Origin of the sequence: Actinomadura sp. NPDC000929 (assembly GCF_040492065.1) — a bacterium.
GTDB classification, from domain to species: domain Bacteria; phylum Actinomycetota; class Actinomycetes; order Streptosporangiales; family Streptosporangiaceae; genus Spirillospora; species Spirillospora verrucosospora.
On record NZ_JBEUPA010000102.1, the window covers coordinates 1 to 14,662 of the forward strand.

General features: G+C 75.7%; 13 protein-coding genes. 6 read left to right on the top strand and 7 right to left on the bottom strand.

The window, feature by feature from the left end; all coding sequences use genetic code 11:
- A partial coding sequence (locus tag ABWI04_RS28780; protein WP_353834412.1) for an MFS transporter occupies positions 1–503 on the bottom strand: 503 nt, incomplete at its 3' end.
- Between the two features lie 91 nt (positions 504–594).
- On the opposite strand from ABWI04_RS28780, the gene ABWI04_RS28785 reads away from it, so the two are divergent.
- Both ABWI04_RS28785 and ABWI04_RS28790 read left to right on the top strand, forming a co-directional pair.
- Positions 595–1,089, top strand: a complete 495-nt coding sequence (locus ABWI04_RS28785; RefSeq protein ID WP_345184284.1) for a winged helix-turn-helix transcriptional regulator — start codon at positions 595–597, stop codon at positions 1,087–1,089.
- A gap of 74 nt (positions 1,090–1,163) precedes the next feature.
- Positions 1,164–2,765 (top strand): adenylate/guanylate cyclase domain-containing protein, encoded by a 1,602-nt coding sequence (locus tag ABWI04_RS28790; protein ID WP_353834413.1) that lies wholly within the window; start codon positions 1,164–1,166, stop codon positions 2,763–2,765.
- A gap of 19 nt (positions 2,766–2,784) precedes the next feature.
- Here the strand turns inward: ABWI04_RS28790 and ABWI04_RS28795 are convergent, their stop codons facing one another.
- Genes ABWI04_RS28795 through ABWI04_RS28805 form a run of 3 tightly spaced genes read right to left on the bottom strand, consistent with a single transcriptional unit; the run spans position 2,785 to position 5,309 of the window.
- Positions 2,785–3,528, bottom strand: coding sequence for a hypothetical protein (locus ABWI04_RS28795; protein WP_353834414.1), 744 nt, complete (start codon positions 3,526–3,528; stop codon positions 2,785–2,787).
- A 51-nt stretch (positions 3,529–3,579) separates the two neighbouring features.
- Complete coding sequence (locus ABWI04_RS28800; RefSeq protein WP_345184291.1) at positions 3,580–4,224, bottom strand: MBL fold metallo-hydrolase; 645 nt, start codon at positions 4,222–4,224, stop codon at positions 3,580–3,582.
- A complete protein-coding gene (locus ABWI04_RS28805; RefSeq protein WP_353834415.1) occupies positions 4,224–5,309 on the bottom strand; it encodes an S-(hydroxymethyl)mycothiol dehydrogenase in 1,086 nt (361 codons plus the stop codon). The genes ABWI04_RS28800 and ABWI04_RS28805 overlap by 1 nt, the downstream gene beginning before the upstream one ends.
- A gap of 159 nt (positions 5,310–5,468) precedes the next feature.
- On the opposite strand from ABWI04_RS28805, the gene ABWI04_RS28810 reads away from it, so the two are divergent.
- Positions 5,469–6,740, top strand: coding sequence for a hypothetical protein (locus tag ABWI04_RS28810; RefSeq protein ID WP_353834417.1), 1,272 nt, complete (start codon positions 5,469–5,471; stop codon positions 6,738–6,740).
- Here ABWI04_RS28810 and ABWI04_RS28815 read toward each other — a convergent pair.
- Positions 6,733–7,266 (bottom strand): ATP-binding protein, encoded by a 534-nt coding sequence (locus tag ABWI04_RS28815; RefSeq protein WP_345184298.1) that lies wholly within the window; start codon positions 7,264–7,266, stop codon positions 6,733–6,735. The genes ABWI04_RS28810 and ABWI04_RS28815 overlap by 8 nt on opposite strands.
- A 141-nt stretch (positions 7,267–7,407) precedes the next feature.
- Positions 7,408–8,073 carry an MBL fold metallo-hydrolase gene (locus ABWI04_RS28820; protein WP_345184300.1) on the bottom strand — a complete coding sequence of 222 codons (666 nt, stop codon included), beginning with the start codon at positions 8,071–8,073 and terminating at the stop codon, positions 7,408–7,410.
- Between the two features lie 266 nt (positions 8,074–8,339).
- On the opposite strand from ABWI04_RS28820, the gene ABWI04_RS28825 reads away from it, so the two are divergent.
- Positions 8,340–12,155 (top strand): tetratricopeptide repeat protein, encoded by a 3,816-nt coding sequence (locus ABWI04_RS28825; RefSeq protein ID WP_353834418.1) that lies wholly within the window; start codon positions 8,340–8,342, stop codon positions 12,153–12,155.
- 102 nt (positions 12,156–12,257) lie between these two features.
- Complete coding sequence (locus ABWI04_RS28830; protein WP_345184304.1) at positions 12,258–12,956, top strand: Crp/Fnr family transcriptional regulator; 699 nt, start codon at positions 12,258–12,260, stop codon at positions 12,954–12,956.
- Positions 12,957–12,969: 13 nt separating this feature from the next.
- Here ABWI04_RS28830 and ABWI04_RS28835 read toward each other — a convergent pair whose 3' ends face one another.
- Positions 12,970–13,734 carry a maleylpyruvate isomerase family mycothiol-dependent enzyme gene (locus ABWI04_RS28835; RefSeq protein ID WP_353834420.1) on the bottom strand — a complete coding sequence of 255 codons (765 nt, stop codon included), beginning with the start codon at positions 13,732–13,734 and terminating at the stop codon, positions 12,970–12,972.
- 70 nt (positions 13,735–13,804) lie between these two features.
- Here ABWI04_RS28835 and ABWI04_RS28840 point away from each other — a divergent pair, with 70 nt between their 5' ends.
- A complete protein-coding gene (locus tag ABWI04_RS28840) occupies positions 13,805–14,596 on the top strand; it encodes an MBL fold metallo-hydrolase (protein WP_353834421.1) in 792 nt (263 codons plus the stop codon).
- Positions 14,597–14,662: the final 66 nt, after the last annotated feature.

Here is a 14,662-nt window from a genome sequence, read left to right on the forward strand (position 1 = left end):
ACGACCCCGCGGACGGCCCCGCTGACGATCTCCATCAGCGGCCGGACGTAGTCGTCGTCGAGATGCGCGACGTCGGCGGCGTCCGACAGCCAGCGCGGGAACGAGGCGCCGACGATGCCGAGTCCGGTCACCAGCAGGGCGGCGCTGGCCGCGCCCTGCGCGACGCGGCCCGCGATGAACACCGCGGCGTTGGGCGCGAGCGCGCACGCGACGCTGGAGGCGGCGAGCGCCACCGCGCCGATCACGAACACGCGCCTGCGCCCGTGGTCGTCGGCGAGGCTGCCCGCGGCCAGCAGCGCCGCCGCGAGGCCGAGGCTGATCGAGCTCATCAGCCAGATCTGCGCGGTCGCCCCGGCGTGCAGCCCGCGGGCGGTGTCGGCCAGCGTCGCCGCGGGGGCGCAGTAGTTCATCAGGGCCAGGAGGGTGGCGGCGGCCGGCAGCGCCAGCGCGGCGGCGGTGCCGGGCGCGCTGCGCGCGGCGCGGGGGGTCGCCAGGGTCGTCATGCGGTCTCCAAGTTCATTGAACGAACTGAATGGGGTGACGGTAGCACGGCAGAGTTCAATCAATGAACCCCCGGGTGGGTACTGTGGTGGCATGGCACTCGGCAAGGACTACGCGGCGCAGGACTGCTCGCTGGCCCGCGCTCTGGAGGTCGTCGGGGAGCGCTGGACGCTGCTGATCGTCCGGGACGCCTTCTACGGCGTCCGCCGCTTCAGCGACTTCCTCGTCCACCTGGACATCCCCCGCGCCGTGCTGTCGGCGCGGCTGCAGTCGCTGGTCGACGCCGGCGTCCTCGTCAAGGACGGCCACGACTACGTGTTGACGGAGATGGGCAAGGAGCTGTGGCCCGTCGTCCACACCCTCGCCCGCTGGGCGGAGGACCACCTGTCCGCCGAGCCGTGCCGCGTCTTCGTCCACCTCGCCTGCGGGACCGAGATCGGCCCGGACGGGGGGTGCGCCGCGTGCGGGCGGCACGTCGCCCCGGACGAGCTGGAGATCCACGCCGGGCCCGGCGTCCGCCGCCGCACCGACCCGGTCAGCATGCTCCTGCGCAACCCGCACCGGCTGCTGGAGCCGATCCGCACCTGAGTGAGCGATCCCTCGCCGAGGTCGCTCGCCGGCGGTGGGGTCTGTGGGGATTCGACCAGATAATCTCCTCGCTCATGAACACCGAAAGGGCCGAGACCGCCCCCCGCGCCCGGTTCCGGCCGGGCAGCGTGCTCGGCCCCCTGTGGCGGCTGATCGACGGCGGCCCGGACGACACCCGGGCCCAGATCGCCCACCGGGCCAGGGTCCTGGTGCGGATCTCCACCGCGCTGGCGAACCTCGGCGGCGCCCTGGTCGTGCTCGCGTTCGCGGTCGTCGTCCCCGACCCCGTCGGCGAGGTGTCCGAGCGGATCCGGCTCGTCAACCTGGTCGTCTTCACCCTCTACGTCACCGCCGCGGTGCCGGTCGGCCTCATCCTCGGCGAACGGTTCTTCCGCCGCGTCCGGCGCATGGTCGAACGGCACGACGAACCCGACCGGCACGAGCGCTCCCTGCTGCTGTACGGGCCGCTGCGGCTGATGGCCCTGCACCTGACGCTGTGGGGGATCGGGACGGTCGGCTGGGTCGTCATCAACGCCCCCTTCTCGGGCCTGCTCGCCGTCAAGCTGGGCCTGACGAGCCTGCTCGGCGGCCTCACCACCTGCACGGTCGTCTACCTGCTGACGGAGCGGCTGCTGCGGCGCGCGGTGACGACCGCGCTGCGCAGCGAGATGCCGCGCCGGACCGGCCTGCCCGGCGTCGTCGCCCGTTCCGTGCTGGCCTGGGGCCTCGGCACGGCCGTCCCGATCCTCGGGCTGATGACCCTCGCGATCGGGTCGTTCGTCATCGCCAGGATCACGGTGCGGGAGTTCGCCGTCGCCGTCCTCGCGCTCGGCGGCATCGCGCTGGTCGTCGGGCTCGGCGTCACCTACGGCGCCGCCCGCGCCATCGCCGACCCCGTCGAGTCGGTGCGGCTCGGCCTCGCCCGGATCGAGCGCGGCGACCTGGACGTCGAGGTCCCCGTCTACGACGCCAGCGAGGTCGGGCTGCTGCAGGCCGGGTTCAACCACATGGCGGCCGGGCTGCGCGAGCACGAGCGGCTGCGGGACCTGTTCGGCCGCCAGGTCGGCGCGGACGCCGCGCGCGTCGCGGTGGAGCGCGGCATCGACCTCGGCGGCGAGCTGCGCGAGGTCGCGGTGATCTTCGTGGACATCATCGGCTCCACGCGGCTCGCGGCCGACCGGCCGCCCGCCGAGGTCGTCCGGCTGCTGAACGACTTCTTCGCCGTGGTCGTCGAGGTGATCGGCGCGCACGGCGGCTGGATCAACAAGTTCGAGGGCGACGCCGCGCTGGCCATCTTCGGGGCGCCGCTCGCGCTGGACGGCGCGCCCGTCCGCGCGCTCGCCGCGTCCCGCGAGCTGGCCCGCCGGCTGCGCGAGGACGTCCCGGCGCTGAGCGCCGCCGTGGGCGTCTCGGCGGGCGAGGCCGTCGCCGGGCACATCGGCGCCGAGGAGCGGTTCGAGTACACCGTGATCGGCGACCCGGTGAACGAGGCGGCCCGCCTCACCGACATGGCCAAGACCACCCGCGAGCGCGTGCTGGCGGCGGGCTCCCTCCTCGCCGGGGCGGGACCGGACGAGGCGGCGCACTGGTCGCTCGGCGACGAGGTCACCCTGCGGGGCCGGACGCAGCCGACCCGCCTCGCCTCACCGCGCCCGGTCGAGCGCGTCCCGTCCTAGCCGCCGCGTCCGGGACGTCCTAGGACCCCACGAGCGTGGCGCCGCTCAGCGTCGTGTAGAACGGCGACCCGGCCAGCCGCGAGCCCTTCTCTTCGCCGATGTAGACGTCGGCGTGGTTCTGGCCGCCGTATCCGGGGCGGAACAGGTCGGTGACCGTCCAGCGGGCCTTCCGGAACGCCGCGCACACCTCGTCCTCGACGGCGCGGCCGCCGCCGTCCTCACCGCAGTCGAGGATCGCGAACCGCCGTCCCCGCGCCAGCACGGACCTGTCGGCCGCCGCCGACGCCCACGCCCGCAGCGGGCGCCCCCGCGAGTCGCGGGTGGTGTCGTCCAGCCAGAAGCCGACGCTGTGCGACCAGTTCAGGTACCGGCCTCGCTCGGGCCCCTCGGTGATGCGCCCGCTGCCCTCGGTCTGGACGACCTTGAGGAAGTCCTTCGGGTAGGAGCCGAGCGGGGTCTTTCCGCGCGAGCAGTGGAAGCGGGCGCAGCCGCGCACCGCTTTCCGCTCGCCGTCGTACAGGCTTTCCAGCGCCGTGTAGTACGTGGTGATGCGCCACCCCGCGACCCGCCCGAGCGGCACGGGCTCGCCGGTCGCGGGGACGCCGGCCGGGGGAGGAGGGCTCGCCGGAGGCGCGGAGGCCGACACGGGCGGCGCGGTCGGCGGCGGCACGGCCGGCGCCGGCACGTCCGCGCCGCGCGCGCTCTGGCCGCAGCCCGCGACCGCCCCGCACAGCAGGAGCGCCAGCGGTGCCCTGCGCCGCATCGCACCCTCCCGGCCCTGGACGGCTGTCCGCCACCGGGGACACTATCCCGGTCAGTGGCCGCGGGCTATCCATTCCTCGAGATGCGGGGCCTCCGCGCCGACGGTGGTGGAGTCGCCGTGCCCGGTGCGGACGGTCGTCTCCGGCGGGAGCGTCAGCAGCCGCTCCCGGATCGAGGCGATGATCGTCGGGAAGTCGGAGAACGACCGGCCCGTCGCGCCGGGGCCGCCGCTGAACAGGGTGTCGCCGGAGAACACCGTCGCCAGGTCGGGCGCGTGGAGGCACACCGCGCCGGGGCTGTGGCCGGGCGTGTGCAGGACCGTCAGGCCGGTGCCCGCGACCGTGACGACCTGCCCGTCTGACAGCTCCCCGTCGGGCGAGGCGTCCGGGTGCCGCTGCTTCCACAGCATCAGGTCGTCCGGGTGCAGCAGGACGGGCGCGCCCGTGCGGGCCCGCAGGGCGGGCGCCGCGTCGATGTGGTCGTCGTGCCCGTGCGTGCACACGATCGCCACCAGCCGGCGGTCGCCGAGCGCCGCCGCGATGGCCTCGGCGTCGTGCGCGGCGTCGATGACGATCGCCTCGCTGTCGTCGCCGACGATCCAGACGTTGTTGTCGACGTCCCACGTCCCGCCGTCCAGCGAGAACGTCCCGGACGTGACGAGGCGGTCGACGCGCAGTTCCCCGGATCCGCGGGCCATCAGAGCACCACCACCGAGCGCAGCACGTCGCCGCGGTGCATCTTCTCGAACGCGGCCTCGACGCCGTCCAGCGGGATCGTCTCGGAGACGAACGCGTCGAGGTCCAGGCGGCCCTGCAGGTAGAGGTCGATGAGCATGGGGAAGTCGCGGGACGGCAGGCAGTCGCCGTACCAGGACGACTTCAGCGACCCGCCGCGCCCGAACACCTCCAGCAGCGGCAGCTCCAGCCTCATCTCCGGGGTCGGCACGCCGACCAGCACCACCGTCCCGGCGAGGTCGCGGGCGTTGAAGGCCTGCTCGTAGGTCTCGGGGCGGCCGACAGCGTCGATGACGACGTCCGCGCCGAACCCCCCGGTCAGCTCCCGCACCGTCGCGACGACGTCCTTCTCCGCGCCGTTCACGGTGTGCGTGGCCCCGAGGGAGGACGCGGTGGCGAGCTTGCGCTCGTCCAGGTCCACGGCGATGATCCGGGCGGCCCCGGCCAGCCGGGCGCCGAGCACGGCCGCCGCGCCGACGCCGCCGCAGCCGATGACCGCGACCGAGTCGCCGCGCCCGACCCCGCCGGTGTTGATCGCCGCGCCGAGCCCCGCCATCACCCCGCACCCGAGCAGCCCGGCGGCCTCGGGCCGCGCCGCGGGGTCGACCTTGGTGCACTGCCCGGCCGCGACGAGGGTCTTGTCGGCGAACGCGCCGATGCCGAGCGCGGGCGACAGCTCCGTCCCGTCCTGGAGGGTCATCTTCTGGGCGGCGTTGTGGGTGTCGAAGCAGTACCAAGGGCGTCCGCGCTTGCAGGCGCGGCACTGCCCGCACACCGCGCGCCAGTTGAGGATCACGAAGTCGCCGGGCGCCACCTCGGTCACCCCCTCGCCCACCGACTCGACGACCCCGGCGGCCTCGTGGCCGAGCAGGAACGGGAACTCGTCGTTGATCCCGCCCTCGCGGTAGTGCAGGTCGGTGTGGCAGACCCCGCACGCCTGGACGTCGACGACCGCCTCGCCGGGCCCCGGGTCCGGGACGACGATCGTCTCGATCCGCACCGGCTGACCCTTGCCGGGTGCGACGACCCCGCGTACCTGCTGCGCCATACTGCCGCCTCTCGTCGTCTCGACCTCCCCCCGACCCTACCCACGCCCCCGCCCGCGCTCCTCCTCCCCATCAGGCCGGAGGACCCTCTCAGGTAGCGGGCACGAGATCACCTGCGGGGGCGACGCGGACCCGGGCGGCCGGGCGCGATGCTCGCCGCCATGACAAGCACCCTCACCCGCCTCACCGCCGGGACGCTCGCCGCCGCCGCGATCACGGCCGCCGGCGTCTCCGCCGCGTCCGCCGGGGTGTTCGAGCGCCCGACCGCCGAGCACCGGGCGGCGCCCGTCGCCCAGCCGAACGCCGCACGAGGCCGTCTGGTCTCCGCCACCCACCTCGCCGCCATGTCGGCCGACCAGGTCCGGGCCTGGCTCGCGTCCGAGGACTTCGACACCGCGTCCGTCCGCCACGGCGTCGACACCTACCGGCTCGTCTACCGGACGGTCGACGCCCGGGGCCGCGCGACGACCGCCAGCGGCCTGGTCGTGCTGCCGCGCAGCCGCGACCGCCGCCTCGCGACGGTCTCGTACACGCACGGCACCATGAGCTACAAGCCCGACGCCCCCTCGACGGCGGACGACGTCTGGGGGCCCGGAGCGGCCGTCACCTACGCCGCGGCCGGGTTCGCGGCGGTCGCGCCCGACTACCTCGGCCTGGGTCTCGGACCCGGAGTCCATCCGTGGAAGGACGTGCCGTCCGAGACGAGCGCGTCCCTCGACATGCTCCGCGCGGCGCGTCACTTCGCCCCGCGGGCGGGGCGCGTCCTCGACGGCCGGGTCTTCGTCACCGGCTTCTCGCAGGGCGCCTCGTCCGCGCTCGGCCTCGCCCGGGCGCTGCAGGGCGGCGCCGACCCGCACTTCCGCCTGCGCGCGGTGGCCCCGATCAGCGGCGCCTACGACTTCCGGGGCGCGGAACTGCCCGCCCTGCTGCGCGGGGACATCGCTCCGAAGATGGCGGTCGCGTACACGTCGTACCTGCTCACCTCCTGGAACCGCGTCCACGGAGGCATCTACGAGGACCCCTCGGAGCTGTTCCGCGAGCCCTATGCCGCACGCGTCGAGAAGTACTTCGACGGCACGACGCCCGGGCGCGTCATGCTCGACGGCCTCCCGGACACGCTGGGCGCACTCCTCACCCCGCGCGGCCTCGCGCTGCTGCGCCACCCCTCCGGATCGTTCGCCGAGGCCCTGCGCGTGGACGCGGAGGTCTGCACGGCCTGGACCCCGCGCGTCCCGGTCCGCCTCTACGCGATGGCCGGGGACGAGCAGGCGGTCACCGCCAACACCGACCACTGCGCGGCGCGGTTCCGGGACCGCGGCGCCGCCGTGCCCGTCGTCGAGGTGGGCGACCGGCTCTACGGCGGCTCCCGCCACCTCGGCTCCAACCTCGCGGGCACCGCCCGGATCGTGCGCTGGTTCGGTGAGCTCAGCTGAAGTGGATGGCCTGCAGCTTGTCGGCGGCGTCGCGGTCGAGGACGGTGACGCCGGCCGCGGGCGGCAGGGGGGCGCCGCTGCGGGCTCGGGCGATCAGGGGGCGCCAGCGGCGGCAGTGGCGCGTCCAGAGGGCGGCGGCGACGACGCGGCCGCGCGCGTACTGGCCGGCGCGGGCGGTCTCCGGCGCGACGTCGATGAGGATCAGGTGCAGCCGCCCGCCGCGGCGGCGCGCCAGCCAGGCGAAGCCGTGCAGGATGTGCGGCCAGGTGCCGCGCGTGTGGGCGACGACGCCGTGCCCGGCGACGATCGCGCGGCCGATGCGCCAGACGTGGGTGCTCTGGACGATCGGGGTCCGCAGCCGGACGGGCAGCGGCCCGAGGAACCGCGCCCACCAGTTGCGCGACTGGCGCGAGTCGATCACCCGGACGTCCCCGGCGCGCACCGGGGCCGTCTCGTCGCCGCGCAGCCCGTACAGGCGGTTGAGCAGCGTGCTCTTACCGGAGCCGGGCAGGCCGGCGACGAGCACCAGCGAACCCGCCGGGTAGCGCAGCGCGGGTCCCGGATCCGCCTCGTGAGGTGGGGGGATGGTCGACTCCTGGTCTCGGGCCGGAAGTGTGTTGGGGCAAACGAACGTCCCCCGCCACTTGTTCCGGCCGGGCCGCGAGCGTCACCAGCCGCGGGCGCGCCACTCCGGGAGCGAGGGGCGCTCCCGGCCGAGCGTCGAGTCCTTGCCGTGCCCCGGGTAGAACCAGGTGGCGTCGGGGAGGCGGTCGAAGACGCGCTCCTCCACGTCCGCGAGCAGCTGCCGGAAGCGCGTCGGGTCGCCCCAGGTGTTGCCGACGCCGCCGGGGAACAGGCTGTCGCCGGTGAACAGGTGCGGGCGGTCGGCCAGCTCGCCGCCCGCGTCGTAGAGGAGCGCGATCGAGCCGGGCGTGTGGCCGCGCAGGTGGATGACGTCGAGGGACGCCTGCCCGACCGCGACGGTGTCGCCGTGCTCCACCGGCTCGGCGACCGGCTCGGGGAGGGGCCCGGCGTCGCGCGGATGGGCGACGACCGGCGCGCCGGTGGCCCGCGCCACCTCGCTCAGCGCCATCCAGTGGTCCTCGTGGCGGTGCGTGGTGACGATCCGCGCGAGGGGGCCGTCCCCGATCAGCTCCAGCAGCCGGGGCGCCTCGTTGGCCGCGTCGATCAGCAGCTGCTCGCCGGTCGCGGTGCACCGCAGCAGGTAGGCGTTGTTGTCGTACGGGCCGACCGCCACCTTCGTCACCCGCAGCCCGGGCAGCTCCCGGACGTCCGGACGCCCGCCCGCCTCGACGTTACCGGTGTAGGTCATGCGTCCTCCCCGTCGTTCGTTCGAAGACCATCTTCCATCATCGGCTCCCGCGATCACCCGTGCTCGGGGTGCGCGCCTGGAATGAGTCACCAGACGCAGCCGAACCGTGCGCCGCCGGACGGACTTTCCCGCCTTCTCCCCGCACCATGGGAACCGGAAGATCAGGTCCGACCCCGGAAGGGCGGTGAGGCGGTGACGACCGCGTTCCGTCCCGCGCGGCAGCGCGGGACGCCGCCGGGGGCGCGCCGCGGCGGGAGGGCGACCGGATGATCGGCGACGGGCCGGGCGTCCGGCCGGGCAGCTTCTGGGAGCGGCTGGCCCCCACCGACCGGCAGGCCCTGCGCGCCATGGGACGGCGCGCCGACATCCCGCCCGGCGGCATGCTGTGCCACCAGGGGACGGTCGCGCCGGCCGTCTACGTGGTGTTCAAGGCGTCGCCGCGGGCCGCGAGCAACGCGGTCGCCAAGGAGTTCGTGGACTCCAGCGACGGCGACGAGTCGATCATCGACCTGTTCGGGGCGGGCGACCTGGTCGGAGTCCTCGGCCCGTGGGGGCATCCGCAGCGCGCCACGGTCGCCGCGCTGGACCACGTCACGGCGCTGCGCGTGGACCGCGGCAAGTTCCGCAGCCTGCTGGCGGCGAGCCCGCAGGTCGCCGAGGCGATGATGCACGCCGTCTCCGAGAGCGTCACCTACGGCGGCCGCCGGCACGCCGTGCGGGCCGCGGACCACCCGCAGCGGCTCGCCTACCACCTGCTGGAGCTGGCGCACCGGTTCGGCGAGCCCGCCCCCGGCCAGGGCACGCGGATCCCCCTGCGGCTCAGCCAGGCGGAGCTGGCCAACTGGGCGGGGATCTCCCGCGAGACGCTGGTGCGCTGGTTCCGGACGTGGCGGGCCAAGGGCATCCTCGACCGGCGGGCCCGCCCGCTGACCGTCCTCGACGTCGAACGGCTCCGCCGCGCCGCGAGCCCCTGGGGCGACGACTGGCCGGCCGCCGAGCCCGAGCGGGCGCCCGAGCGGGCTCGGGAGCCGGACGACGGCGCCGGGATCGCGGCGCGCGAACCGGTGCGCCTGGCGGCGCCGGCCCGGCCGCCCGCCGTCCGCCTCCCCGCCGACGACCCCTACTTCGCCGGACGCGCGGTCAGCCTCGGCAAGCTCGACCTGCTGGTCGGCCAGTCCGTGTGGCCGCGCGCCGTCGTGGTCCAGGGCATGGCGGGCGTCGGCAAGACCACGCTGGCGCTCCACTGGGCGCACCGGGTCCTCGACCGCTTCCCCGACGGCGTCCTGTTCGCCGACCTGCGCGGCACGTCCCGCAGCCCCGTCACCCCGGCGGAGGCGATGGGGCAGGTGCTGCGCGCGGCGGGCGTGCCCGGCGACCAGGTCCCGAGGACGGAGGCGGAGCTGGCGGCGCAGTGCCGGTCCCTGCTCGGCGACCGGCGGATGCTGCTGATCCTGGACAACGCCGCCCGGCCCGAGCAGATCAGGCCGCTGCTGGCGGCGATGGCCTCGGGACTGGTGGTCGTGACGAGCCGGCGGCGGCTGCCGGCCCTGCTCGAAGGCGCCGACGTCCGGACCCTGGAACTGCGGGAGATGGCGACGCAGGAGGCCGTGGACCTCATCTCCAACGTCCTCGGCGCGGGCGACTCCCGCCTCAGGGAGGAGGACAAGGCGGTCGAGCGGCTCGCCCGCGAATGCGGCCACCTGCCGCTCGCGCTCGGCGTCATGGCCGGGCGGCTCGCCGAGAACCCCGGCGAGTCGATCGCCGGGACCGTCCGGGAACTGGCGGCCCGGGACGTCCGGGACGCCGCGCCGTACGGGCCGGGCCTCGCGGGGGCGGGCCTGGGCGACGGCGCGGCGCCCGGAACGTCCGGGCCGGCGCTGCTGGCCGTCCTCAGCCCGACGTTCGACGTCGCCTACCGGAGCCTGCGCCGCGGGCAGCGCGAGGCGTTCCGCAGGCTCGGCCTGGTCACCGGCCCCGACTTCACGCCCACCGCCCTCGCCGCCCTGCTGGACGGCACGGTCGGCGACGCGCGCGAATGCCTGGAGGGCCTGCGCCAGGCCTACCTGGTGCACGACGTGGGGCCCGACCGCTACCGGATGCACGACCTGCTGCGCGACTTCGCCCGCGAGCGGGGGCTGCGCGAGGACTCCGACGGCGAGCTCCAGGCGGCGCAGCGGCGGCTCCTGGCCGGCTACCTCGCCGAGGCGCGCCGCGCGGGCCACGCCATGGCGGCGCGGTCCCGTCCCCGGACGCATCCGGGGGAGGCGCACGGGCGTCCGTCCACCGCCGCGGAGCGCGCGGCCGGACTCGCCTGGTTCGAGGCCGAGCGCCGCAACCTGGTCGCCGCGGTGCACCAGGCCGCCCGGCTCGGCCTGCACCGCACGTGCTGGGAGCTCGCCGACGCGCTGTTCGACTTCCAGGAGTTCCGCCGCTACAGCGAGGACAGCATCGCCGTCCACCAGGTGGGCCTGCACGCCGCCCGCACCGAGGAGGACTGGGCGGCCGCCGCCGTCATGCTCCACAACCTGGCGATGGCGCACTTCGAGCTGGGCGACTCCGTCCAGGCCATCGGCTACGGCGAGGACGCGCGGCGCGGGTTCCGGGCCGCCGACCCGCCCGACCGCTACGGGCAGGCCGCCACCCTGGCCACCCTGGCCGACGTCCACGTGGCGCTGGGCCGCTACCTGACGGCGATCGACCACGCCCGGCGCTCCCTCGCCGTCCACGGGGAACTGCGAGACGACGCTGGAACGGCCAAGGGCCACGACATCCTGGCCCGGGCACACCTGGGCCTCGGCGACTACGAGACGGCTCTGGACCACGCCGCCAGGGCGCTCGACGTCCGCCGCCGGACCCATGACCAACCCGGCGTGGCGGAGACCCTGCTCACCGTGGCCCAGGTTCACCGCCGCCAAGGCAACGTCCACGGCGCGGTCTCGCACGCTCTGGAAGCGCTCGCCATCCGCCAGGAACTCGCCGACATGCACGGCGCCGCGCAGGCGCTGACCGAGCTCGCGCGGATGAACGCCGCGCTCGGCCTGCGCGACCTGGCGCAGCAGGACGCCGAGCAGGCGCTGCGCACCTACCGCGCCCTCGGCGCCCGCCACGGGGAGGCGCGCGCGCTGGCCACGCTCGGCATGCTCATGTGCGAGGCGACGCGGTTCGCCGAGGCGTTCACCTACTGCGGGCAGGCGCTGCGGCTGCACCGCGAGACCAGCGACCGGCACGGCGAGGCCGAGGCGCTCGCGCAGATCGGGATCGTCCACTGGCGCCTCGGACGGTACCGCGAGGCGCGCGAGCACCTCCTGCGCGCCCTGGAGATCCGCCGCGAGATCGGCGACCAGCACGGCGAGGCCAACGACCTGGAGCACCTGTCGGTGGTGATGCGGCGCCTCGGCCGCCACCAGGAGGCGTTCGTCCTCGGCCTGGAGGCCCTGGACCTGTGGCACCGGCTCGGCGCGCGGGGCGGCATGGCCGGGACGCTCGGCAGCCTGGCCCGCACCTACGCGCGGCTCGGCCTGCCCGAGGAGGCCGAGCGCGCCGCCCGGCAGGCGCTCGGCATCCGCGAGTCGGGCGGCGACTGGTACGGCCTCGGCGTCGGCATGGACACCCTCGCCGCCGTGCTGCGCCGCGCCGGCCGCCCCGAGGAGGCCCTGGAGCGGGAGCTGGAGGCCCTGCGCATCCTCGGCGAGGTCGGCGACCGGCACAGCGAGGCCGTCGGCCTCGGCCACCTCGCCGCCATCCACCTCGACCTCGGCCGCGCCGGCGACGCCCTCGCCACCGGGCGGCGCGCCCTCGACCTCGCCGCCGAGCTCGGCGCCACCCGCGAGCAGGCCCACGCCCTGCACAGCATGGCCCGCGCGTCCCAGCTGACCGGCGAGCACGACCGCGCGGTGGAGCACGTCACCGCCGAGATCGCCATCCGCCGCGAGACCGACGACCAGCGGGGGCTGCGGCGGGCGCTGGAACTGCTGCGCGACTCCCGCCTGGCCCTCGGCGACCACGCGGCAGCCGCGGACTGCGCCCGCCGCGTCCGCGCCCTGGACGGCCTGCTCGCCCCGGAAAGACCGCCCGAGATGTGACCGGCGACCTGGTCGGCCGGCCCCGGGGCGCGTTCACTGGACCGCGAGCAAGCGATCATGAAGCCGGGGCCCGGCCGGATCCGGGTCCGGTGAGGAGGCGAGATGCAGACCCCCCGGTTCTGGGACGCGCTGACCCCCCGCGCCCAGGAGGCCCTGCGGCGGGCGGGCGCGCCGGTGGTGATCAGGCCCGGCGCGTTCCTGACGCGCGAGCACACCCGCGCGGCCCAGGTCTTCGTCCTGCGGTCCGGGGCGGTGAAGGTCTGGGTCGACCGGGACGGCGAGACCGCCATCCTCGACGTCCTCGGCCCCGGCGACCTGGTGGGGGAGCTGGAGGCGGTGGACGGCGGGGTCCGGCACGCCAACGCCGAGGCGCTGACGCGGGTCGAGGCCATCGTGCTGCCCGCCGCGCGCTTCCGCGGCGTCCTGGACGCCCAGCCCGGCTCGGTGTGGGCGGTCGCCGCCGTCCTCGCCGAACGGCTCCGCGACGCCAACGAGCTGCGCGTCGCGCACTTCCCCGACGACCCCGAGCGCCGCCTCGCCGGCCGCCTCCTGCGCCTGGCGGCGCGGTTCGGCTCCCCGGTCAAGCGGGAGCGCCCGGACGGCGTGATCGAGGAGGGCGTCGTCGTCCAGGTCCCGGTCACCCAGCAGGACCTCGGCCGCTGGGCCGGGATGGGCCGCCGCAAGGTCGCGCAGATCCTCGCGGCCGAGCCCGTGCGCGGCCGCGTGACCGTCGCCCGGAGCGCGATCGCCGTCCGTTCCGCGGACGCCCTGCACCGGCTCGCGGGCGACGACCTCCCCTAGTCCCCCGGCCCGCTCAGAAGCCCGCCTCCTCGCGGAACTGGGAGGGCTCGTACGGCCAGGGCGGCGGCACGGGCAGCGGACCGTCCGGGCGGAGGTGCACGCCCGCGCCGTCCGACCGTCCGCTCAGCCAGCCCAGCAGCGCCCGCCCGGAGCCGGACGCCTCTGGGCCGCCGGGCGTCCAGCCGAGGTCGGCGGTCTCACCGGAGTCGGTCGCGGTGATCCGCAGCCCGGCCGGCTCCCCGAGGAGCCGGTCCGGCAGCGCCGCCAGGTCCGCCAGCGTGGCCGCCGCGGACCAGCGGACGTAGGGCTCCGGCCAGTCGGCCGGGCCGTACCCGGCGGCCAGGTCGGCGTGGTGGGCCTCCACCTCGTTCCAGCGGCGGAACACCGTGTACCAGGCGGGATGGGGCCAGCCCGCCATCGCCCGCACCGGAGCCTCCGCCGCGCTCGCGGGCAGCGACCGGGCCTGCTCGGAGAACCGCGCCTGCGTCGCCCGGACGTCGGCGACCAGCTCGTCGTGGGAGCGGCCGGCGCCCGCGGCGATGTCGGCGTCGCGCCGCTCCAGGCTCGGGTACTGCGGGACCTCCGTCCCCGTGCGCGCCCCTTCGAGCAGGTTCCACAGGGAGTCGGCGTTGCGTGCGATGTGCGTCGCCACGTGCCCGCGGCTCCACCCCGGCAGCCCCGACGCGCCCCGCAGGTCGCCGGGGGACAGCCCCTCCAGCGTGGCGGCGATCCGCTCCACGCCCGCGTCCAGCTCGTCGATCACGTCGCGCCAGTCCATGACCCCTCCTCGGCGAAAAGGACCCTCCATCCTGTCGCACGGGCCCGGCCCGCGCCAGACAATGGTGATCATGGAGTTTCCGATCTGCGTCACCTGCGGCGTCCAGTACGCCGGGCCCCGCCCCGACTGCCCGATCTGCGAGGACGAGCGGCAGTACGTCGGCTGGGAGGGCCAGCGGTGGACGACCCTGGAGGAACTGCGCGCCGGCCACCGCGGCCGCGTCGCCGAGGAGGGCCCGGGCGTCGTCGGGATCGGCGCCGAGCCGTCCATCGCCATCGGCCAGCGCGCCCTCCTCCTGCGCGCCCCGTCCGGCAACGTCCTGTGGGACATGGTCACCCACATCGACGACGAGCTGGTCCGCCGGGTGAACGACCTCGGCGGCGTGTCCGCGATCGCGATCAGCCATCCGCACTACTACGGCACCATGATCGAGTGGGCGCGGGCGTTCGACGCGCCCGTGTACGTCCACGAGGCCGACCGCCGCTGGGTGGCCCGCCCGGACGACGCGGTCGCCTTCTGGTCGGGCGACACCCTCGAACTGGCCGACGGCCTGACGCTGATCAACGCGGGCGTCCACTTCGCGGGCGGCCAGGTCCTGCACTGGCGCGACGCCCGCGCCCTCTTCTCGGGCGACATCGTGCAGGTCGTCAACGACCGCGACTGGGTGAGCTTCATGTACTCCTACCCGAACTACATCCCCGAGCGCCCCCGCACGGTCCGCCGCGCCCTGCGCCTCCTGGAGCCCTACGACTTCGACCGCGTCTACGGCGCCTGGTGGAAGAAGATCGTCTACAGCGGCGGGAAGGAGGCCGTCCGCCGCTCCGCCGAGCGCTACCTCTCCCACGCCCTCGACGACGAGTGACCGCGGTCCCGCCGCGACCGCGCGCGAAGCGCGTTCCGGGTGGTCGGAAGGGGGCGCCGCGCCCTG